Genomic DNA, 18,384 nt, shown 5'->3' on the forward strand with positions numbered 1-18,384 from the left:
CAGTAGTCTCAGCGGTCATGGAGCAGAGGCATCTCGGCCGCACCGGACTGCGCGTCTCCCGGATCGGCCTCGGCACCCTGACCTGGGGCCGCGACACCGGCGAGGAAGCCGCCGCCGAGCAGTTGAAGACGTTCTGGGAGGCGGGCGGCACGCTCGTCGACACCGCCGACGTGTACGCCGGCGGGGAGTCGGAGTACCTCCTGGGGCGGCTGGTGGGATCCCTCGTACCGCGCCGGGACCTGGTCATCGCGACCAAGGCGGGCAGCGTCCCGGACCCGGACCGCCGCTTCAACGGCTCGCGCGGGCACCTGCTGTCGGCCCTGGACGACTCCCTGGACCGCCTGGGCACCGACCACGTGGACCTGTGGCAGGTCCACGCCTTCGACCCGGAGACCCCGCTGGAGGAGACCCTCCAGGCCCTGGACCTGGCGGTGAGCAGCGGCCGGGCCCGCTACGCGGGGGTGTCCAACTTCAGCGGCTGGCAGTTGGCGAAGGCCGCGACCTGGCAGCTGGCGGCGCCGGGCGTCCGGACCCGGCTGGCCTCGACCCAGATGGAGTACTCCCTGCTCCAGCGGGGCGTCGAACGGGAGGTCCTCCCGGCGGCCCTGGACCTGGGCGTGGGCCTGCTCCCCTCCTCGCCCCTGGGCCGCGGGGTCCTCACCGCCAAGTACCGCGAGGGCACCCCGGCGGACTCCCGGGGCGCGTCGGCGTCCCTGGCGGCCTTCGTGGAGCCGTACCTGGACGACGCGGCGGGCCGGATCGTGGACGCCGTCGTCACGGCCGCCCAGGGTCTCGCGGTCACCCCGCTCCAGGTGGCCCTGGCCTGGGTCCGCGACCGCCCCGGAGTCGCCGCCCCCGTCGTCGGCGCCCGCACGTCGGCGCAGCTGGAGGCGGCGCTGTCGGTGGAGGCCCTTAGTCTTCCGGAGGAGATCCGCCGGGCGCTGGACGACGTGTCCGCACCCGTGCACCGCTACCCCGACCAGGACTGGAGCACGCTGTGAGTACGGACCCCGAGGCCACGCCCGCCGACCCGGCCCCCGCCGACCCGGCCACCGCGGAGGACCCGGGGACCACCCCCGCCACCCCGGAGCCCCCATCCGACACCGCCGAACCCGGCGGGGCGCAGGCACCCGCGCAGCCCGGGACCCCGGCCGACGCCGCCCCCGACGCCGCCCCCGACGAAGCCGGGGACTCCGAGGAGCCCGGCCCGGCCGGGACGGGCGAAACCGCACCGGAGGCCGCGCCAGCGCTCAGTGAGGCTCAGGCCGAGCTGGCCGCGCAGCGGGTCGAGCGGGAGCGGATCGCACGGCGCAAGGCCGAACGGGACCCCGTCGACGCGGGCGGCAAGCTCAGCGGCCGGGCCGCCGACCTGCTGGCCGCCGTACGGGCCGTGGAGAGCGGGGCCAAGGCGCCCGCCCTCACCTTCGACGAGGCGCCGGCCGCACCGCGCAGGGCCGCCGCCCCCGCTCCCCCGCAGCCCCGCCCGCAGGCGGCCCCCCGGCCCGTCGGGGACGTCTCGGCCGTACGGGCCGTGCTGGTCCGCGGCGGCGCCCCGGAGGCCCTGGCCGGCCCGGCCGCGGAGGCGCTCGGGGAGGGCGCGGCGGACCGGCTGGCCGAGGACCCCTGGCTGCTGCTGGCCGTCCCCGGGGTGCGCCCCGCCCAGGCGGACGGCTTCGCGCAGGCCCTGCTGGGCCCCGCGGCCGGCCCGGCCGACGAGCGCCGCGGTGCCGCCCTGCTGGGCTGGCTGCTGGCCCAGGCCGCCGAGCGCGGGCACACCGCGCTGGAGGCCCCGGTACTGGAGAAGGCCCTGGCCCAGTACGGGGTGCCCGCCCCCGCCGAGACCCTGGAGGCGGGGATCGGCGACGGCGCGGTGCTGGTGTTCCACGAACCGCTGGGCGAGCCCGTCGCCGAGGACGAGGAGCAGCCCGTACGGATCCTGGTCGGCCTGGAGGAGCACGCCCTGGCGGAGGAGAGCCTCGCCGACGGCCTGGCCCGGCTGGCGGCCACCTTCTCCGCCGCCGCCGACTGGGAGGCGAGCGGCACCGGCGCCGAGCTGGTCCGGGCCGTGGCCGGCGCCGGCCTGGTCACCCACTCCGGCGGCGAGGCGGCCCGCGCCGAACCCCTGGCCCTCGTGGCGGCCGCCCGGGAACGGGGCCTGCGCACCGTCCTGGCCGCACACGCCCCCGCGCCCGGCGCCGTCACCGTGGCGGACCTGCTCACCGGGGCACAGGGTCCCGGGCGGGACGCCGACGGCCGCTTCGAGCTGGACCTCCTCGTCGTCCTGGACGCCCCGCAGCTGGACGTGGAGACGGCCGCCGCCCTGGTGGAGTCGGTGCCGGACGGGGCCCGGCTGGTGCTCTCCGGCGACGCCGGCGTCCTCGGCTCGGCCGGACCCGGCCGGGTGTTCGCCGACGTGCTGGCGGCCCGCGCCTTCCCCCACGTGGTGTCGCGGACCCCGGACCCCGGCCCGATCGGCGAGCTGGTCTCGGGGATCGGCGTCGGCGAGCTGAACCAGGTGGACGCCCCCGGCAAGGAGGTCGTCATCGTGCCGGTGCGGGACGCCGGTGAGGCCGTCCACCGCACCGTGCAGCTCGTGGCCGACTCGGTACCGCGCGCCTTCGGCGTCCCGGCGGAGGCCGTGCAGGTCGTCACCCCGGGGCACGGCGGCCCGGCGGGCACCCGGGCGCTGAACGCGGCCCTCAAGGAGCGGCTGAACCCCGGCCCCGGCCGGTTCCTCGGTTTCGACCCCGGCGACCGGGTGGTGCACGTCCCCGCGCCCGGGCGGGCGCTGCCGGCCCGGGTGGTGTCGGCCGACGCCGAGGGGCTGCACCTCGACGCGGCCGGCGCGCGGATCGTCGTACCGAGGGAGCGGGTGGAGTCGCGGGTGCGGCACGGCTGGGCGGTGACGGCGCACCAGGCCGTCGGCTCGCGCTGGCCGGCGGTGGTCGTCGTGCTGCCGGGGGACGCCGCGCAGGCCCTGTCCCGGGACTGGGTGTACACGGCGTTCGGGCGGGCCGAACGGCACCTGTCCGTGGTCCACGGCGTCGACCAGGCGCTGGCGCACGCGGTGGCCCAGGTGCCGCCGAAGCCGCGCACGACCCGTCTGACGGGCCTGCTGCGGTCCCTGACGGCCGCCCAGCACGAGCAGCCGTAGGACCGGGAAGGGCGCACGGCGCGCCGCCCGCGCCCCCACCGGGGCGGGGCGGCGCGCCGTGTCCTCAGGCCGGGGCCAGTCCGGACGCCGCGGGGCTCTCCTCGTCGTCGGCGTCGTCGGCGTCGTCGTCCTCGAAGTACTCCGCGTCCTCGTCGAAGACGGAGCTCACGTCGAACCGGTGCAGGACGTCCTGCGGGTCGGTCTGCCCGAAGGGCGAGCCGAGCCAGTCCCCCGGTTCCGCGACCTCCTCCAACGCCGCGATCCAGAGGGTGGAGTCGCCCTCCTCCAGACCGAAGTCCTTGGAGCGGGAGGCGATCTCGTCGGGCTCGTACTCCCCGAAGAGCACGCCGAGCGCTCCGCCGGTCCCGCCGTCGTCGATGAGTTCGGCGTCGCGGTCGTGCGCGGCGACGCGCTCGGCCTGGGCGATCAGCCGGGCCGGTTCGACGACGGCGTAGTCCCGGCGGATGAGCACGCTGAAGGCGGCGGGCTCGGCGGGGCCGGTGTAGCGGGCCCCGGTCTCGGGCGTGGGGATCTCGAAGGGGGTGACCTCGTCGTAGCGGTCGTAGAGGAGTTCGTCGTACTCCTCGGCGGCGGCGGCGAGTTCGTTGAAGGCGGCGTAGACGGCCGGGTCCTCGTCCCCGATCCTGCTCTCGACCGCGGCGAGGTGACGGTCGAGAGCGGCCTTGACCGCCTCGGCGGCGGCGCGTACCTCGGCAACAGTGGGCAGAGCGGCATCAGACATAGTGCAGACGCTATCCGTAGCGGGCCGGTGCCCGCACAATAGATGCGATGCCGGAATACGAATTCGTCGACGTGTACGTGCCTCGTGGGACCCCCCGCAAAGAGGCGACCCGCCTGCTGACCGACCACGCGGAGTACGGGCATTGGGAGCTCGACCGCCTGACCCTGTACCGGGACGGCAGCCGCCGCGCGCGGTTGCGCCGCCGGATCATCCGCCAGGTCCGCGCGACCTGGTGACCCGCGCCCGGCGGACGCGGCGACGCGGGCCCCGGGGTGCGGGGCCCGCGTCGTGAGCGTCCGTCAGGCGGAGTTGCGGGCCCGCCGGTAGAGCACCGTGCCGGCCAGCAGCAGCCCGCCCGCGAGCGGGAGCCCGGCCGTCATGGCGTCACCGGCGCCGGTGGCGGCGAGAGCCGCGCCCGGCGCCGGGGCGGAGTGGGCGGCCGGGGTGACGGCGCCACCCGTACCGGAACCGGTGGGAGTGCCCGGGGTGCCGGGCGTGCCCGGGGTGTGCCCGCCGGGCGTTCCCGTGCCGGGGGTCTGGTGCCCGCCGCCCGGGGTGCCCGGCGTGTGGTGGCCGCCGCCCGGGGTTCCCGTGCCGGGGTTGCCCGGCGTGTGACCGCCCGGGGTTCCCGGGTTGCCCGGCGTGTGACCGCCCGGGGTACCGGGGTTGCCGGGGTGCCCGGGGGTGCCCGGGTTGCCGGGGTGCCCCGGGGTGCCGGGGTTGCCGGGGTGTTCCGGGTGCTGGGGCCCCGACTCGTTGGCGCAGTGGTTCCCGAAAGCCGGGTTCAGACCCCCCACCACCGTCACGGTGTTGCCGCAGGCGTTCACCGGCACGTCCACCGGCGCCTGCACGTTGTTCCCGGACAGGACGCCCGGAGAGTTCGCCGCGTGCCCGGAGGCGCCCGAGTCCGCCTGTGCGTAGCCGCCGCCGAGCGCCAGGACACCCCCCGCCGCGGCCATGGTGATCAGTGTCTTCCTCGTGACCTGGACCGGTCGTCGCATCTGTACTCGTCCCCTGGTGTGTGCGTTCGCGCGCGGCGCGCAGGCTGTACGGGCTCCCCCGCCTGCCACGCCGACTCGTCTGGATCCGGGCCGGAATGCCCGGCGGCCCCGGAGCGCTGGATTGCGCTCCGGGGCCAGAACTTCAGAAGCGTCAGGCGTTGACGCAGGTGTTGCCGAAGGCCGGGTTCAGCAGCGCGATCACGTTCACGGTGTTGCCGCAGACGTTGACCGGCACGTGGACGGGAACCTGGACGACGTTGCCGGACGCGACACCGGGGGAGCCGATGGCCGCACCCTGGGCGCCCGCGTCGGCGGCGGCGAGACCGGCGCCCGCGAGAACCAGACCACCGGTGGCAGCCGCAGCGGCGACAACCTTCTTGAGCATTGTTCCTCCTAGTAGGCAAGTGCGGTCCCAGCCGCGGACCGCACCACCTGTAACGAGGAGGGATCACCGGGGCTACGAGCGTATGAGCGCATTCACTCTTCCCAGTGGAATGCGCACACTTTCCCGATTCCCTGGCGTTAGGCGTTGTCGATGAAGCGGTCGAGCACCCGTACGCCGAACTTCAGGCCGTCGACCGGCACCCGCTCGTCCACGCCGTGGAACATCCCGGCGAAGTCCAGCTCCGGGGGCAGCTGGAGCGGGGCGAAGCCGAAGCAGCGGATGCCGAGGTCGTCGAAGGACTTGGCGTCGGTGCCGCCGGAGAGCATGTACGGAACGGCGCGCGCGATCGGGTCCTCGGCCCTGAGGGCACCCTGCATGGCGTCCACGAGCTTCCCGTCGAAGTCCGTCTCCAGGGCCTTGTCCGCGTGCACGTCCTCGCGCTTCACGCGCGGGCCGAGGATCCGGTCGAGGTCCGCGAAGAACTCGTCCTCGTAGCCCGGCAGGAAGCGGCCGTCGACGTGTGCCGTGGCCTGGCCGGGGATGACGTTGACCTTGTAGCCGGCGCCGAGCATGGTCGGGGCGGCCGAGTTGCGCAGGGTCGCGCCGACCATCTTGGCGATGCCGCCGAGCTTGGCGAGGGTGGCGTCCATGTCGTCGGGGTCGAGCGGGGTTCCGAGCGCGTCCGAGAGTTCGTCGAGGAAGTGTCGAACGGTCTTCGTCACGCGCACCGGCCACTGGTGGCGGCCGAGGCGGCCGACGGCCTCGCACAGCTCGGTGATCGCGTTGTCGTTGTTGGTCATGGAGCCGTGGCCCGCGGTGCCCTCCACCGTGAGCCGCATCCAGTGCATGCCCTTCTGGGCGGTCTCCACCAGGTAGAGGCGGAGGTTCTCGTTCACGGTGAAGGAGAAGCCGCCCACCTCGCCGATCGCCTCGGTGACGCCCTCGAAGAGGCCCGGGTGCTTGTCCACGAGGTGCCGGGCGCCGTACGTGCCGCCCGCCTCCTCGTCCGCGAGGAAGGCCAGCACGATGTCGCGCGGGGGCTTGCGCCCGCTGCGCATGCGGTCGCGCACGACGGCCAGCGTCATGGCGTCCATGTCCTTCATGTCGACCGCGCCGCGGCCCCATACGCAGCCGTCGGCGATCTCGCCGGAGAAGGGGTCGTACGTCCAGTCGGCGGCGTTGGCCGGGACCACGTCGGTGTGCCCGTGGATCAGCAGTGCCGGCCGCGAGGGGTCCTCGCCCTCGATACGGGCCACGGTCGAGGCGCGGCCCTTGTGCGATTCGAAGATCTGCGGCTCCAGCCCGACCTCGGCCAGCTTCTCGGCGACCCACTCGGCCGCCTTGCGCTCGCCGGGGCCCGAGTGGTCCCCGTAGTTGCTGGTGTCGATCCGGATGAGGTCCCTGCAGAGGTCGACGACCTCGTCCTGCCCCGAGACGGTCCTGCCCTCGCCCGATGCGCTCACGGTGCTTCCTCCCATGTGATCAAGTACCGGCCGCCCCCATCCTCCCGCTCCGGGCCGCTCTCCCCAAGGGCCGTTCTCCGGCCGGAGGGGGGTGCGGTCGGGGACCCCGGACTGTTTGGTAATGTTTTCCACGTCGGAACGGCCCGCGAGGCCGGAACGGCGACACCCGGTCCGGGTGGCGGAATGGCAGACGCGCTAGCTTGAGGTGCTAGTGCCCTTTATCGGGCGTGGGGGTTCAAGTCCCCCCTCGGACACAGAGTAAGAAGGACCCCGCTCCGGCGGGGTTCTTCTTCGTTTCCGGGACGGGCCCGGTGGCCGGAATCCGCTGGTCGGAGGGTGGCGTCGGCGCCCCCGGAATGTTTGGTAATGTTTCCCCTGTCGCCACGGCCGGTCAGGCCGGAACGACACACACCCGGTCCGGGTGGCGGAATGGCAGACGCGCTAGCTTGAGGTGCTAGTGCCCTTTATCGGGCGTGGGGGTTCAAGTCCCCCCTCGGACACACAGTGAGAAGGACCCCGCTCCGGCGGGGTCCTTCTTCGTTTTCCCCACTCCTCCTTCCCGCCCGCCGCAGGAGGGCCCTGGAACGGCGAAGGGCCCCCGGAGCGGGCCGGAGCCCGTCCCGGGGGCCCAGAGGGCCCGTGGGGGTCGTCAGTCGCGCGAGGCGGCGATCTCGTTCACCCGGCGGCGGACCAGGAACCAGCCGCCGACCAGGGCCGCGGCGATGCCCGGGAGGAGCATGACCGTGGTGCGGCCGACGCCGCCGTCGCACCACATCAGGACCAGGACCGTCACCAGGAAGACGAGCGTGACGATCTGGGTGTACGGCGCCCAGGGCAGCTTGTACGACGGGCGCTCGACCAGGCCGTTCTGCGCGCGGCGCCAGAAGAACAGCGAACAGAGCATGACCATGGCCCAGGTGCCGAGGATGCCGATGGAGGCCAGGTTGAGGACGATCTCGAAGGCCTCGCCGGGCATCCGGTAGTTGAGGACCACGCCCGCGACGCCGAAGGCGGCGGTGAAGAGGACGCCGCCGTAGGGGACCTTGCCCTTGTTCATGACGCCGGTGAACTTCGGGGCGGAGCCGGAGAGGGCCATCGAGCGCAGGATCCGGCCGGTGGAGTAGAGGCCGGAGTTCAGGCTGGAGAGGGCGGCGGTCAGGACGACGAGGTTCATGATGCCGGCGGCACCGGGCACGCCGAGCTTGTCGAAGACCGTGACGAAGGGGCTCTGGTCGGAGGAGTACGCCGTGTACGGGAGCAGCAGCGCGAGCAGGACCACGGAGCCGACGTAGAAGAGGCCCACGCGCCACATGATCGAGTTGATCGCCTTCGGCATGATCTTCTCGGGGTTCTCGGTCTCACCGGCGGCGACGCCGCAGAGCTCGACGGAGGCGTACGCGAAGACCACGCCCTGGATCACCAGGAGCATCGGGAGGACGCCGGACGGGAAGATGCCGCCGTTGTCGGTGATGTTGGCCAGGCCCGGGGTGTTGCCGCCGATGTCGTGGCTGGTGGCGACGAGGTAGATGCCGACGATCAGGAAGATCGCCAGGGCGGCGACCTTGACCAGGGAGAACCAGAACTCCATCTCGCCGAAGTACTTCACCGAGATCAGGTTCGCGGTGAGGACCACGGCCAGGGCGATGAAGGCGAGCACCCACTGGGGGATGTCGGTGAACATCGACCAGAAGTGCGCGTAGGTCGCGGCGGCCGTGATGTCCGCCACGGTGGTGGTGGACCAGTTGAGGAAGTACAGCCAGCCCGCCGTGTAGGCGCCCTTCTCGCCCATGAACTCGCGCGCGTACGAGACGAAGGCGCCGGAGGACGGGCGGTAGAGGACGAGCTCGCCGAGGGCCCGGACCACGAAGAAGGCGAAGACGCCGCACACCGCGTAGGCGATGGCGAGGGAGGGGCCGGCGCCGGCGATCCGGCCGCCGGCTCCGAGGAACAGGCCGGTGCCTATCGCCCCGCCGATCGCGATCATGTTGATGTGGCGGGACTTGAGGTCCTTGCTGTAACCCTCGTCACCGGCGTCGACGTGGCGGGAGGACGCCTCGGCGGGGGCCTGGGTCAAGGTGCGATCACTCATGTAGGACTTCGCCTTCGTGGTTCGGTCAGGCAGGTCCGGCAGCCGCGCGCGGGGGAGCTGGGTGGTATCCCCCGTATCGCGGTTCCGGTGATTTTGTCGCCATAGGAGACCACGTCCCTCCGCGACCCGCCAAAATCGGCCACCCGGCGCGGAAGCCCCTGGAGACCATGGAAACGGTCTCCGGGGGCTTCCGGGGAGTACGAATGCGAGGCCTGGGGCGCCTCAGGGCCGGGGAGCGGACTCCGCGGCCTGGTCGAGGCGGAAGGCCTCGTTGCCGAGGCCGATCCGGGCGTGCGCCTCGGGGCGGCGGGCCTTGAGCAGCAGCCCGTGGACCAGCCCGGCCAGCGCGGCCACGCCGATGATCGCGGGCAGCGCCCAGCTGAGCGCGGAGCCCTTCTCGGCGGCGACGAGGACGGCGAAGTCCTTGACGGTGTAGACGGCGATGCCGACCAGGGACAGGCCGGCGAGGCCGGCCGCGACGAGCCGCCAGACCTGGGCCCCGGCGGCCCCGCGGCGGACGAAGAAGGCGATGACGGCGAAGGAGGACGCGGCCATCAGGACGGTCACGCCGAGGGCGCCGACGCTGCCCATCCAGGTGAACAGGTGCAGGACGGGCGCGGTGGGGTCGCCGGCCGGGGAGCCGTCGGTGAGCGCGAAGGCGAGGACGACGAGGGCGGCCACGACGGTCTGGAGCAGGGAGCCGGTGGCGGGGGCGCCGGTGCCCGGGTTGGTGCGGCCGAAGCGGGCGGGGAGCAGGCCCTCGCGGCCCATGGCGAAGGCGTAGCGGGCGACGACGTTGTGGAAGCTGAGCATGGCCGCGAACATGCCGGTGACGAAGAGCACGTGCAGGACGTCGGTGAAGCCGTCGCCGAGGCGGCTCTGCGTGAGGTCGAAGAGCAGGGCGGGGCCGGCCTCGGCGGCGGCCCTGCCGATCTGCGCGGGCCCGGTGGCGACGCTGAGGGCCCAGGCGCTGAGGGCGAAGAAGAGGGCGACGAAGCCGACGGCGAGGAACATCACGCGGGAGACGACGATGTGCGGCTTGCTGGTCTCCTCGGCGTAGACCGGGGACTGCTCGAAGCCGACGAAGGCGGCGATGCAGAAGCACAGGGCGGTGCCCAGGCCCGCTCCGCCGAGGGTGGCGGGGTCGAAGGCGTCCAGCGAGAGGCCTTGGGGGCCGGGCTTGCCGAGGGCGGCGAGGTCGAAGACGACGACGAGGGCGCATTCGACGAGCAGCAGGACGCCGAGCACCTTGGCGTTGAGGTCGATCTTGAGCCAGCCGAGGGCGCCGGTGGCGGCGACCGCGACGAGGGCGGGGATCCACCAGGCGATGTCGGTGTGCAGGTAGGTGGCGAAGAGTCCGGAGATCTCGAAGCCGAGGATGCCGTACACGCCGACCTGCATGGCGCTGTACGCGACGAGGGCGACGAGGGAGGCGCAGGCTCCGGCGGTGGGTCCGAGGCCGCGGGCTATGTAGGCGTAGAAGGCGCCGGCGTTGTGGACGTGGCGGCTCATCTCGGCGTAGCCGATGCCGAACAGGGCCAGGACGACGCCGAGGATCACGAAGAGCAGCGGCTGGCCGACGATGCCCATGACGCCGAAGATCGTGGGCATGACGCCGGCGACGACCATCAGGGGCGCGCTGGCGGCGAGTACGGAGAGCAGCAGTCCGGCGGTGCCGAGGCGGCCGGCGCGCAGGGCGCGGTCCTGGCCCTTGTAGGTGCGGATCTCGGCCTCGGTGGCGGCGGCCGTCACGGTGGATCTGCCCGTCGGCATGGCAGGGTCCTTTCGGGGGCGGGAACGTGGACGAGGGGGGTCAGGCGGTGCCGAGCGCGGCGCTGCGCGCGGCGAGGAAGGCCTTGTGGGGGTCGCGGTCCGGGTAGGCCCAGGGGGCGCGGGTGGCGTGGGCGCCGATGCGGTGGAAGAGGGCGGCGGCTTCGGCGGGGCGCCCTTCGCAGAGCTTGGCGTGGGCGAGGAAGTTGAGGTCGACCCGGTTGCGGGGGTGGTCCTCGCGCTCCCATTCCAGCCACCAGTCGAAGGCGGCCCGCAGTACCTGGCGGGCGCGGCGGCCGGTCCAGTGCTCCACGGCGGCCCCGGGGGCGGTGCGGCCCTGGGCCGCGGCGAGGACGCGGTAGCGCTCGGCGTGGGCGATGACGGGGAGCACGGCGAGCGGGGAGTCGGCGGGGGACTCCTCGGCGGCCCAGGCGGCGAAGTCGTAGACCTCGTGGAGCGGGTCGCGGCCGGCGGCGGGGTCGCTCTCGGCGAGCCGGGCGACCATGAGGTGGTGGGCGTGGTGGTGCTCGCGGTGGCGGGCCCGGACCTGGTCGAAGTGGCGGCTGAACTCCTCCTGGGTGCCGAAGGCGCGGGAGAGCATGAGCAGGCCGAGCCAGGGGGTGGGGTCGGCGGGGAGCAGGGCGGCGGCGCGGCGGCAGGCCTCGTCGGCGGCCTGCGGGGTGCCCTTGCCGCGGAGGGCGGCGTGGACGGCGGCGCAGGCGAGGAGGGTGGCGGCGTCGGCGCTGCCGGGTTCGGCGAGGAGCCACTCGCGGGCCCAGGCGGTGGCGGAGGGGGTCTCGGCGAGGACGGTGACGCGGTGGCCGCGGCGGTCCCAGTCGTCGCCGGTGGCCGCCAGCAGGCTGCGCGCTTTGGCCCACCGGCCCTGGGCGAACTGTCCGCGTACGGCGACGAGTTCGGTGTCGCAGAGGGCCGGGTCGAAGAGCTGGGCGTCCCGCTTGCGGGTGCGGCCGAGGGGCGGCGGCGGGGACATCCGCGGGTTCCCTCCAGAGCGCGGGCGCGGGTGGACGACGTAAGGGGGTGCGGGTGCGGGGCGTGCGGTGCCGGGGCGCGCGTGGGCGCGGCTCGATCACACCGGTGGTCAATCCGGATGATCACTCACAGCAAACCGGTACGCACAGCTCCGCGTCAAGGTCCGGACCGGGGGGTGGCTGGAATCAACGGGTGGGCGAAGTGGGTCAGTTGGGGTGGAAGCGGCTGGCCGGGGGCCGGGGGCGGTGCCGCTGCGCGGGGCTGGTCCCCTCCCCGCCCTTCGCCCGTTCCCCGGAGGCTCCGCCCCCGGACCCCCGCGCCTCAAACGCCGGCGGGGCTGGAATTGCCCTGCGGGTAATCCGGCCCGCGCAGGGATCAGGCCACCGCGGCCGCCGCCGCGCGGCCCGCGGCTCGGCCTGAGAAGAGGCAGCCGCCCAGGAAGGTGCCTTCCAGGGCGCGGTAGCCGTGGACGCCCCCGCCGCCGAAGCCGGCCGCCTCGCCCGCCGCGTAGACGCCCGGCAGGGGCTCGCCCGAGGGGGTCAGGACCCGTGAGGACAGGTCGGTCTCCAGGCCGCCGAGGGACTTGCGGGTCAGGATGGAGAGGCGGACCGCGATCAGGGGGCCGGCCTTCGGGTCCAGGATCCGGTGCGGGGCGGCGGTGCGGATCAGCCGGTCGCCGAGGTACCTGCGCGCCCCGTGGATGGCCGTGACCTGGAGGTCCTTGGTGAAGGGGTTGGCGATCTCCCGGTCCCGGGCGGTGATCTCCCGCCGGACGGTGGCCTCGTCCAGCAGGTCCTCCCCCGTGAGCTCGTTCATCCGGCGGACCATCGCGGACAGGTCCCGCTCGACGATGAAGTCGGCGCCGTGGTCCATGAAGGCCTTGACCGGCCCGGGTACGGCCTGCCGGGCCCGGACCAGCACCTCGCGGACCGACCGGCCCGTCAGGTCGGGGTTCTGCTCGGAGCCGGAGAGGCCGAACTCCTTGCCAATGATGCGCTGGTTGAGCACGAACCAGGTGTGGTCGTGGCCGGTGCGCATGATGTGGTCGAGGGTGCCGAGCGTGTCGAAGCCGGGGAAGAGCGGTACGGGCAGCCGCCGGCCGGTGGCGTCCAGCCACAGGGAGGAGGGGCCGGGCAGGATGCGGATGCCGTGACGGGCCCAGATCGGGTTCCAGTTCCCGATGCCCTCGGTGTAGTGCCACATCCGGTCCTTGTTGATGTGGCTGGCCCCGGCCTTCTCGGCGATCCCGAGCATCAGACCGTCCACGTGCGCCGGCACCCCGGAGAGCATCCGGGCGGGCGGGGTGCCCAGGCGGGCCGGCCACTGGGCGCGGACGAGGTCGTGGTTGCCGCCGATGCCCCCGCTGGTGACGATCACGGCCTGGGCCCGCAGGCTGAAGGAGCCGGTGCTCACGCGGCCGCTCGCGGTGCCCCGGACGGCGTCCGAGGGCTCCAGGACCTCCCCGGTGACGGTGTCCACGGCTCCGGCGGTGGAGGCCAGCCCGGTGACCCGGTGGCGGAACCGCAGGCTCACCAGGCCCCGGGCCACCCCGGCGCGGACCCGCCGCTCGAAGGGCTCCACCAGGCCGGGGCCGGTGCCCCAGGTGATGTGGAAGCGGGGGACGGAGTTGCCGTGGCCGTTGGCGTCGTAGCCGCCGCGCTCGGCCCAGCCGACGACGGGGAAGAAGCGCACCCCCTGGGCGTGCAGCCACGGCCGCTTCTCGCCGGCCGCGAAGTCCACGTAGGCCTCGGCCCAGCGGCGCGGCCAGGCGTCCTCCTCGCGGTCGAAACCGGCGGTTCCCAGCCAGTCCTGGAGGGCGAGGGCGCGGCTGTCCTTGATCCGCATCCGGCGCTGCTCGGGCGAGTCGACGAAGAACAGCCCGCCGAAGGACCAGTGCGCCTGCCCGCCGATCGACTGCTCGGGCTCCTGGTCGAGGAGGATCACCCGGCGGCCCGCGTCGACGAGCTCGGCGGTGGCCACGAGGCCCGCGAGGCCCGCCCCGATCACGATCACGTCAGCGTCGTAGCTCATGCGTCTGCCCGTCCTCCGGTCGGTGGTGGGGCAGATCCTTTGCTACGGAGCGGTAACCCGTCAACAGCGGTGGTTGGATGGGCGGGTGAGTGCTGCTGATGAGGTACTGGACGTGGTGGACCGGGACGACCGGGTCACCGGGCAGGCCCGGCGGGGCGAGGTGTACGCCCGGGGGCTGCTCCACCGGTGTGTGTTCGTGCAGGTCAGGGATGGGCTCGGGCGGGTCTTCGTGCACCGCCGGACCGCGTCGAAGCTGGTGTTCCCCGCGCACTACGACATGTTCGTGGGCGGGGTGCTCGGCGCCGGGGAGGACTACCCGGGGGCGGCGCTGCGGGAGGCCGAGGAGGAGCTCGGGGTGAGCGGGCTGGAGCAGCCGGTGCCGCTGTTCAAGTTCCTCTACGAGGGTCCGGGCGGGTCCTGGTGGTCGTACGTGCACGAGGTGCGCTGCGCGCTGCCGGTGGTTCCGCAGGAGTCGGAGGTGGACTGGCACGCCTGGCTGGCGCCCGAGGAGCTGGAGCGGCGGGTGGCCGGCGGGGAGTGGCCGTGGGTGCCGGACGGGCTGGAGGCGTACCGGCGGCTGCGCGCGTTCCGGGAGGGCGGGGCCCGGCCGCCCGCGCCGGGCGCCTGAAGGGGACGTAAATTGGACAGGTGATCGACTTCGTCAAGGACGTGCGCCTCTGGTTCGCACCGCAGCGGCTGCGCGCCGATGGCGAGACCCCGGACTACCGTTTCTCGCTGGCCAACGAGCGGACCTTCCTGGCCTGGATACGGACCGCTCTGGCGCTGGTGGGCGGCGGGTTCGCGGTGGACCAGTTCCTGCCCGACCTGCGGTGGGGGGTGCGGGTCGGGATGGCGCTCGCCCTGCTGGCGGTGGGGGCGGCCTGCGCGCTGCGGGCCGTGCACCACTGGGTGCGGTGCGAGCGGGCGATGCGACGGGGCGAGGACCTGCCGCTGTCGCCGTTCCCGGTGCTGCTGAGCCTGGGGGTCGGGCTGGTGTCGGTGGCGATGGTGGTGGTCGTGCTGCTGGGCTGGACGAGCCGGTCGTGACCCGCCCCGGTACGGCCGTGCGCGACGCCGGGCTGCAGCCCGAGCGGACCCGGCTGGCGTGGCGGCGTACCACCCTGGCCTCCTCCGTCACCGCCGTACTGGCGCTGCGGCAGGCGCTGCGCGGGTCCGGGTCGGCGGCGGAGGTCACCGGGGCCGCCGTGATCGCGCTGGTGTGGGTGGCGTTCCTGTGGGTCGCGCACCGGAGGATCCGGCAGCTGGCGGCCGCCCGGCCGGCGGGCCTGACGCCGGGGGCGGCGGTGGCGGCGGCGCTGTGCGCGGTGGCGCTGGCGGTGTTCGCGATGGCCGTGATCGTCTGACCGGGTCCTGAGCCCCGGCCTCCCCCGGTCCCGGACCGGCTGACAGGATGCTGACCGCCTGTCACAGCGACCCGGGGAGAGCGCCCATGACCGTCGAAGAGCCGTACGCCGTCCAGACCGCGGCCGGGGTGTACGCCTACGTCCAGCCCGACGGCGGCTGGTGCCTGAACAACGCCGGCTGGGTCAGCGACGGCGGGCAGACCCTGCTGGTCGACACCGCCGCCACCGAGCGGCGGGCGCTGGCCCTGCGCGAGGCGGTGCTGGCGGCCGGGTCGCCGCTGCCCCGGACCGTGGTCAACACCCACCACCACGGCGACCACACCTACGGCAATGGAGTCTTCGCGCCGGCCCTGATCGTGGGGCACGACCACGCGCGGACCGAGCAGCTCGCCGCCGGGCACCAGCTGGAGCTGATCTGGCCCGCGACGGACTTCGGCGCGATAGAGATCACCGCGCCCGACCTCACGTACAACGACCGGCTGACGCTGCACGTCGGGGACACCGAGGTGCGGGTCCTGCACCCGGGCCCGGCGCACACCACGGGCGACTCGGTGGTGTGGCTGCCCGCGCAGCGGGTGGTGTTCACCGGGGACCTGGTCTTCGCCGGGGGCACGCCGTTCCTGGCGATGGGCTCGCTGGCCGGTTCGCTGCGGGCGCTGGAGCTGCTGCGCTCGCTGGACGCGGAGACCGTCGTCCCGGGTCACGGGCCGCTGACCGACCCGACGGCGTACGAGGCCACCGAGCGCTACCTGCGGTACGTGGAGGAGCTGGCGCGGGAGGGCCGGGCCAAGGGGCTGACGCCGCTGGAGGTGGCGCAGGGGGCCGATCTCGGGGAGTTCGCGGCCTGGCGGGAGAGCGAGCGGCTGGTGGCCAACGTGCACCGGGCGTACGCGGAGCTGGACGGACGGCCGGAGGGGGTCCCGCTGGACATCATGGCCGTGCTGCGGGACATGACGGTGATGAACGGCGGCACGCCGATCCTGTGTCACGCGTGAGGCGGTAGGGCGGCGGGCCGGAAGGGGTTCTTTCGGCCCGCCCTCTGGACGGCATACCGACTGGTCGGCATGATGGCTCGGACACCCGTCGTTCGACTCGACTTCGTACGGAGGCGCGCACATGACCCCAGCCGACCCCCGAGGCCTCGATCTGGAGCGGCTGCGTGCCCATCTCGACGCCGTGCGCCCCGGGCTGGTGGCCGGGCCGCTGAGCGGCCGGCTGATCGAGGGGGGCCGGTCGAACCTCACGTACGCGGTCACCGACGGCTCCGCCCGCTGGGTGGTGCGCCGTCCGCCGCTCGGCCACGTCCTGGCGACCGCGCACGACATGCGGCGCGAGCACCGGGTGATCGCCGCCCTGCACGGGACGGCCGTTCCGGTGCCCGAGCCGCTGCTGCTGTGCGAGGACGAGGGGGTGCTGGGGGCGCCGTTCTACGTCATGGAGCACGTGGACGGGGTGCCGTACCGGACGGCGGGCCAGCTCGCGGAGCTCGGCCCGGAGCGTACCCGGCGGGCGGTGCTCGGCCTGGTGGACACCCTCGTGGACCTGCACGCGGTGGACCCGGAGGCGGTGGGCCTCGGCGACTTCGGCCGGCCCGAGGGCTTCCTGGACCGGCAGCTGCGCCGCTGGGGCAAGCAGCTGGCGGCCTCGCGCGGCCGGGAACTCGCCGGGATCGACGAACTGCACGGGGCCCTGGGCCGGGCGCTGCCCGCCTCCCCCGCCCCGGCCGTGGTGCACGGGGACTTCCGGCTGGACAACGTGCTGATCGGCGGGCCGGACGACACGATCCGGGCGGTGCTGGACTGGGAGATGTCCACGCTGGGCGATCCGCTGACCGACCTGGGTCTGCTGGTGATGTACAGCTCCGACCTGGGGCTGGAGGACTCCCCCGTCAGTACGACGAGCGGCGCGCCGGGCCATCCGGCGCCCGCCGAGCTGATCGAGCGGTACGCCGCCCGCTCGGGCCGGGACACCGGGGCGATCGCCTGGTACACGGCCTTCGCCTGGTTCAAGCTCGCGGTGATCCTGGAGGGCATCCACTACCGCTACACGCTCGGCCAGACGGTCGGCGCGGGCTTCGACCGGATCGGCGAGCTGGTCCCGGTCTTCATCGCACACGGTCTGACCACCCTCCAGGAAGGCTGAGGAGCCGCGCAGCATGGACTTCGCATTCGACACCCGGACCGAGGAACTCCGCGGGCGGCTGCTCGCGTTCATGGAGGAGTACGTCTACCCGGCGGAAGCCGTCGCCGCCGGGCAGCGCGCGCGGCTGGCCTCGCCCTGGGACACCCCGGCCGTCTTCGGTGAACTGAAGGCCGAGGCGCGCCGCCGGGGCCTGTGGAACCTCTTCTTCGTAGACCAGCACAGCCTTCCGGACGAGGAGTACGGCGCCGGGCTGACCAACCTCCAGTACGCCCCGCTCGCCGAGATCACCGGCCGCAGCCCGCACCTGGCGCCGATGGCCACCAACTGCGCGGCCCCGGACACCGGGAACATGGAGCTGCTCGCCCAGTTCGGCAACGAGCGGCAGAAGAAGCAGTGGCTGGAGCCCCTGCTGGCCGGGGAGATCCGTTCCGCCTTCGCGATGACCGAGCCCGAGGTGGCCTCCTCGGACGCGACGAACATCGAGACCCGGATCGAGCGGGACGGCGACGCCTACGTGGTCACCGGGCGCAAGTGGTACATCTCGGGGGCGATGAACCCGGACTGCAAGGTCTTCATCGTGATGGGCAAGACCGACCCGGACGGCGCCGATCCGCGCCGCCAGCAGTCGATGGTCCTGGTCCCGCGCGACACCCCGGGCGTGGAGGTGCGCCGGGCGATGACGGTGTACGGGTACGCCGACCACGACCACGGCGGGCACGCCGAGGTGGTCTTCGACGGGGCCCGGGTACCGGCGGAGAACCTGATCGGCGAGGAGGGCGCCGGCTTCGCCATCGCCCAGGCGCGGCTCGGCCCGGGCCGGATCCACCACTGCATGCGGCTGATCGGCATGGCCGAGCGGGCCGTCGAGCTGATGTGCCGGCGCGCGGTGGGACGTACGGCCTTCGGGAAGGAGCTGGCCGCGCAGGGGGTCGTGCAGAACTGGATCGCGGACGCCCGGGTCACCATCGAGCAGCTGCGGCTGCTGGTGCTGAAGACGGCCTGGCTGATGGACACGGTCGGCAACCGGGGCGCGCACACCGAGATCCAGGCCATCAAGATCGCCACCCCGCGCGCGGTGGTGGGGATCCTGGACCAGGCGGTGCAGCTGCACGGCGCGGGCGGGGTCAGCCAGGACTTCCCGCTGGCCGAACTGTGGGCGGCGGCGCGGACGCTACGGCTGGCGGACGGCCCGGACGAGGTGCACCAGCGCTCGCTGGCCCACCGCGAGCTGAAGCGGTACCGCGCCTGACGGG

17 protein-coding genes and 2 tRNA genes are annotated in these 18,384 nt (G+C 73.9%); 11 read left to right on the forward strand and 8 right to left on the reverse strand.

The features are described from left to right. Nucleotides 1-17 precede the first annotated feature (17 nt). Complete coding sequence (locus AB0F18_RS09745; RefSeq protein WP_362056811.1) at nt 18-1,001, forward strand: aldo/keto reductase; 984 nt, start codon at nt 18-20, stop codon at nt 999-1,001. Next, nucleotides 998-3,154 (forward strand): ATP-dependent RecD-like DNA helicase, encoded by a 2,157-nt coding sequence (locus tag AB0F18_RS09750; RefSeq protein ID WP_362056814.1) that lies wholly within the window; start codon nt 998-1,000, stop codon nt 3,152-3,154. The genes AB0F18_RS09745 and AB0F18_RS09750 overlap by 4 nt, the downstream gene beginning before the upstream one ends. Nucleotides 3,155-3,218: 64 nt before the next feature. Here AB0F18_RS09750 and AB0F18_RS09755 read toward each other — a convergent pair whose 3' ends face one another. Next, nucleotides 3,219-3,896, reverse strand: a complete 678-nt coding sequence (locus AB0F18_RS09755) for a hypothetical protein (protein WP_362056817.1) — start codon at nt 3,894-3,896, stop codon at nt 3,219-3,221. Nucleotides 3,897-3,943: 47 nt separating this feature from the next. Between AB0F18_RS09755 and AB0F18_RS09760 the strand changes: the two genes are divergently transcribed. Continuing rightward, nucleotides 3,944-4,132, forward strand: a complete 189-nt coding sequence (locus tag AB0F18_RS09760) for a DUF5703 family protein (RefSeq protein ID WP_045950166.1) — start codon at nt 3,944-3,946, stop codon at nt 4,130-4,132. A 63-nt stretch (nt 4,133-4,195) separates the two neighbouring features. On the opposite strand, the gene AB0F18_RS09765 is transcribed toward AB0F18_RS09760, so the two are convergent. The 3 genes from AB0F18_RS09765 to AB0F18_RS09775 all read right to left on the reverse strand — a co-directional run bounded on the left by AB0F18_RS09765 (nt 4,196) and on the right by AB0F18_RS09775 (nt 6,745). After that, nucleotides 4,196-4,897: a chaplin gene (locus AB0F18_RS09765; RefSeq protein WP_362056821.1), complete on the reverse strand. Its 702-nt coding sequence runs from the start codon at nt 4,895-4,897 to the stop codon at nt 4,196-4,198. A 151-nt stretch (nt 4,898-5,048) separates the two neighbouring features. Next, on the reverse strand, nt 5,049-5,282 hold the full coding sequence (gene chpH, locus AB0F18_RS09770) for a chaplin ChpH (RefSeq protein ID WP_042816431.1): 234 nt from the start codon (nt 5,280-5,282) through the stop codon (nt 5,049-5,051). Nucleotides 5,283-5,419: 137 nt separating this feature from the next. Continuing rightward, nucleotides 5,420-6,745 carry a M20/M25/M40 family metallo-hydrolase gene (locus AB0F18_RS09775; RefSeq protein WP_362056824.1) on the reverse strand — a complete coding sequence of 442 codons (1,326 nt, stop codon included), beginning with the start codon at nt 6,743-6,745 and terminating at the stop codon, nt 5,420-5,422. Between the two features lie 169 nt (nt 6,746-6,914). On the opposite strand from AB0F18_RS09775, the gene AB0F18_RS09780 reads away from it, so the two are divergent. Both AB0F18_RS09780 and AB0F18_RS09785 read left to right on the forward strand, forming a co-directional pair. Next, nucleotides 6,915-6,999: transfer RNA gene (locus AB0F18_RS09780), tRNA-Leu, on the forward strand. Nucleotides 7,000-7,160: 161 nt separating this feature from the next. After that, nucleotides 7,161-7,245: transfer RNA gene (locus AB0F18_RS09785), tRNA-Leu, on the forward strand. A 149-nt stretch (nt 7,246-7,394) separates the two neighbouring features. Here the strand turns inward: AB0F18_RS09785 and AB0F18_RS09790 are convergent. The 4 genes from AB0F18_RS09790 to AB0F18_RS09805 all read right to left on the reverse strand — a co-directional run bounded on the left by AB0F18_RS09790 (nt 7,395) and on the right by AB0F18_RS09805 (nt 13,625). After that, nucleotides 7,395-8,834 (reverse strand): amino acid permease, encoded by a 1,440-nt coding sequence (locus AB0F18_RS09790; protein WP_362056827.1) that lies wholly within the window; start codon nt 8,832-8,834, stop codon nt 7,395-7,397. Between the two features lie 222 nt (nt 8,835-9,056). Beyond that, complete coding sequence (locus AB0F18_RS09795) at nt 9,057-10,607, reverse strand: APC family permease (RefSeq protein ID WP_362056830.1); 1,551 nt, start codon at nt 10,605-10,607, stop codon at nt 9,057-9,059. 40 nt (nt 10,608-10,647) lie between these two features. Beyond that, complete coding sequence (locus tag AB0F18_RS09800; protein ID WP_362056833.1) at nt 10,648-11,595, reverse strand: hypothetical protein; 948 nt, start codon at nt 11,593-11,595, stop codon at nt 10,648-10,650. A gap of 374 nt (nt 11,596-11,969) precedes the next feature. Beyond that, entirely contained in the window at nt 11,970-13,625 is a 1,656-nt protein-coding gene (locus AB0F18_RS09805; protein ID WP_362056836.1) for an FAD-binding dehydrogenase, read from the reverse strand. Between the two features lie 85 nt (nt 13,626-13,710). Here AB0F18_RS09805 and AB0F18_RS09810 point away from each other — a divergent pair, with 85 nt between their 5' ends. The 6 genes from AB0F18_RS09810 (at nt 13,711) to AB0F18_RS09835 (ending at nt 18,380) form a co-directional block, all read left to right on the forward strand. Continuing rightward, nucleotides 13,711-14,253, forward strand: a complete 543-nt coding sequence (locus AB0F18_RS09810) for an NUDIX domain-containing protein (protein ID WP_362056839.1) — start codon at nt 13,711-13,713, stop codon at nt 14,251-14,253. Between the two features lie 20 nt (nt 14,254-14,273). After that, on the forward strand, nt 14,274-14,672 hold the full coding sequence (locus AB0F18_RS09815; RefSeq protein WP_362056842.1) for a DUF202 domain-containing protein: 399 nt from the start codon (nt 14,274-14,276) through the stop codon (nt 14,670-14,672). Next, nucleotides 14,669-14,989 carry a DUF202 domain-containing protein gene (locus AB0F18_RS09820; protein ID WP_362056845.1) on the forward strand — a complete coding sequence of 107 codons (321 nt, stop codon included), beginning with the start codon at nt 14,669-14,671 and terminating at the stop codon, nt 14,987-14,989. Before AB0F18_RS09815 ends, AB0F18_RS09820 begins: the two co-directional genes overlap by 4 nt. A gap of 86 nt (nt 14,990-15,075) precedes the next feature. Continuing rightward, nucleotides 15,076-15,984, forward strand: coding sequence for an MBL fold metallo-hydrolase (locus tag AB0F18_RS09825; RefSeq protein ID WP_362056848.1), 909 nt, complete (start codon nt 15,076-15,078; stop codon nt 15,982-15,984). A 121-nt stretch (nt 15,985-16,105) separates the two neighbouring features. After that, nucleotides 16,106-17,131, forward strand: a complete 1,026-nt coding sequence (locus AB0F18_RS09830) for a phosphotransferase family protein (protein WP_362056851.1) — start codon at nt 16,106-16,108, stop codon at nt 17,129-17,131. Nucleotides 17,132-17,144: 13 nt separating this feature from the next. Then, nucleotides 17,145-18,380 (forward strand): acyl-CoA dehydrogenase family protein, encoded by a 1,236-nt coding sequence (locus AB0F18_RS09835; protein ID WP_362056854.1) that lies wholly within the window; start codon nt 17,145-17,147, stop codon nt 18,378-18,380. The last annotated feature ends 4 nt before the right edge of the window (nt 18,381-18,384 follow it).

The sequence above is a fragment of the Streptomyces sp. NPDC029216 genome (assembly GCF_040648015.1).
Taxonomy (GTDB): Bacteria; Actinomycetota; Actinomycetes; order Streptomycetales; family Streptomycetaceae; genus Streptomyces.

Bases quoted from the DNA above. Each gene is read 5' to 3' on its own strand.
- AB0F18_RS09745 (WP_362056811.1), top strand. From the start codon at position 18: ATGGAGCAGAGGCATCTCGGCCGCACCGGACTGCGCGTCTCCCGGATC.
- AB0F18_RS09755 (WP_362056817.1), bottom strand. From the start codon at position 3,896: ATGTCTGATGCCGCTCTGCCCACTGTTGCCGAGGTACGCGCCGCCGCC.
- AB0F18_RS09760 (WP_045950166.1), top strand. From the start codon at position 3,944: ATGCCGGAATACGAATTCGTCGACGTGTACGTGCCTCGTGGGACCCCC.
- AB0F18_RS09765 (WP_362056821.1), bottom strand. From the start codon at position 4,897: ATGCGACGACCGGTCCAGGTCACGAGGAAGACACTGATCACCATGGCC.
- chpH (WP_042816431.1), bottom strand. From the start codon at position 5,282: ATGCTCAAGAAGGTTGTCGCCGCTGCGGCTGCCACCGGTGGTCTGGTT.
- AB0F18_RS09790 (WP_362056827.1), bottom strand. From the start codon at position 8,834: ATGAGTGATCGCACCTTGACCCAGGCCCCCGCCGAGGCGTCCTCCCGC.
- AB0F18_RS09795 (WP_362056830.1), bottom strand. From the start codon at position 10,607: ATGCCGACGGGCAGATCCACCGTGACGGCCGCCGCCACCGAGGCCGAG.
- AB0F18_RS09800 (WP_362056833.1), bottom strand. From the start codon at position 11,595: ATGTCCCCGCCGCCGCCCCTCGGCCGCACCCGCAAGCGGGACGCCCAG.
- AB0F18_RS09805 (WP_362056836.1), bottom strand. From the start codon at position 13,625: ATGAGCTACGACGCTGACGTGATCGTGATCGGGGCGGGCCTCGCGGGC.
- AB0F18_RS09825 (WP_362056848.1), top strand. From the start codon at position 15,076: ATGACCGTCGAAGAGCCGTACGCCGTCCAGACCGCGGCCGGGGTGTAC.
- AB0F18_RS09830 (WP_362056851.1), top strand. From the start codon at position 16,106: ATGACCCCAGCCGACCCCCGAGGCCTCGATCTGGAGCGGCTGCGTGCC.
- AB0F18_RS09835 (WP_362056854.1), top strand. From the start codon at position 17,145: ATGGACTTCGCATTCGACACCCGGACCGAGGAACTCCGCGGGCGGCTG.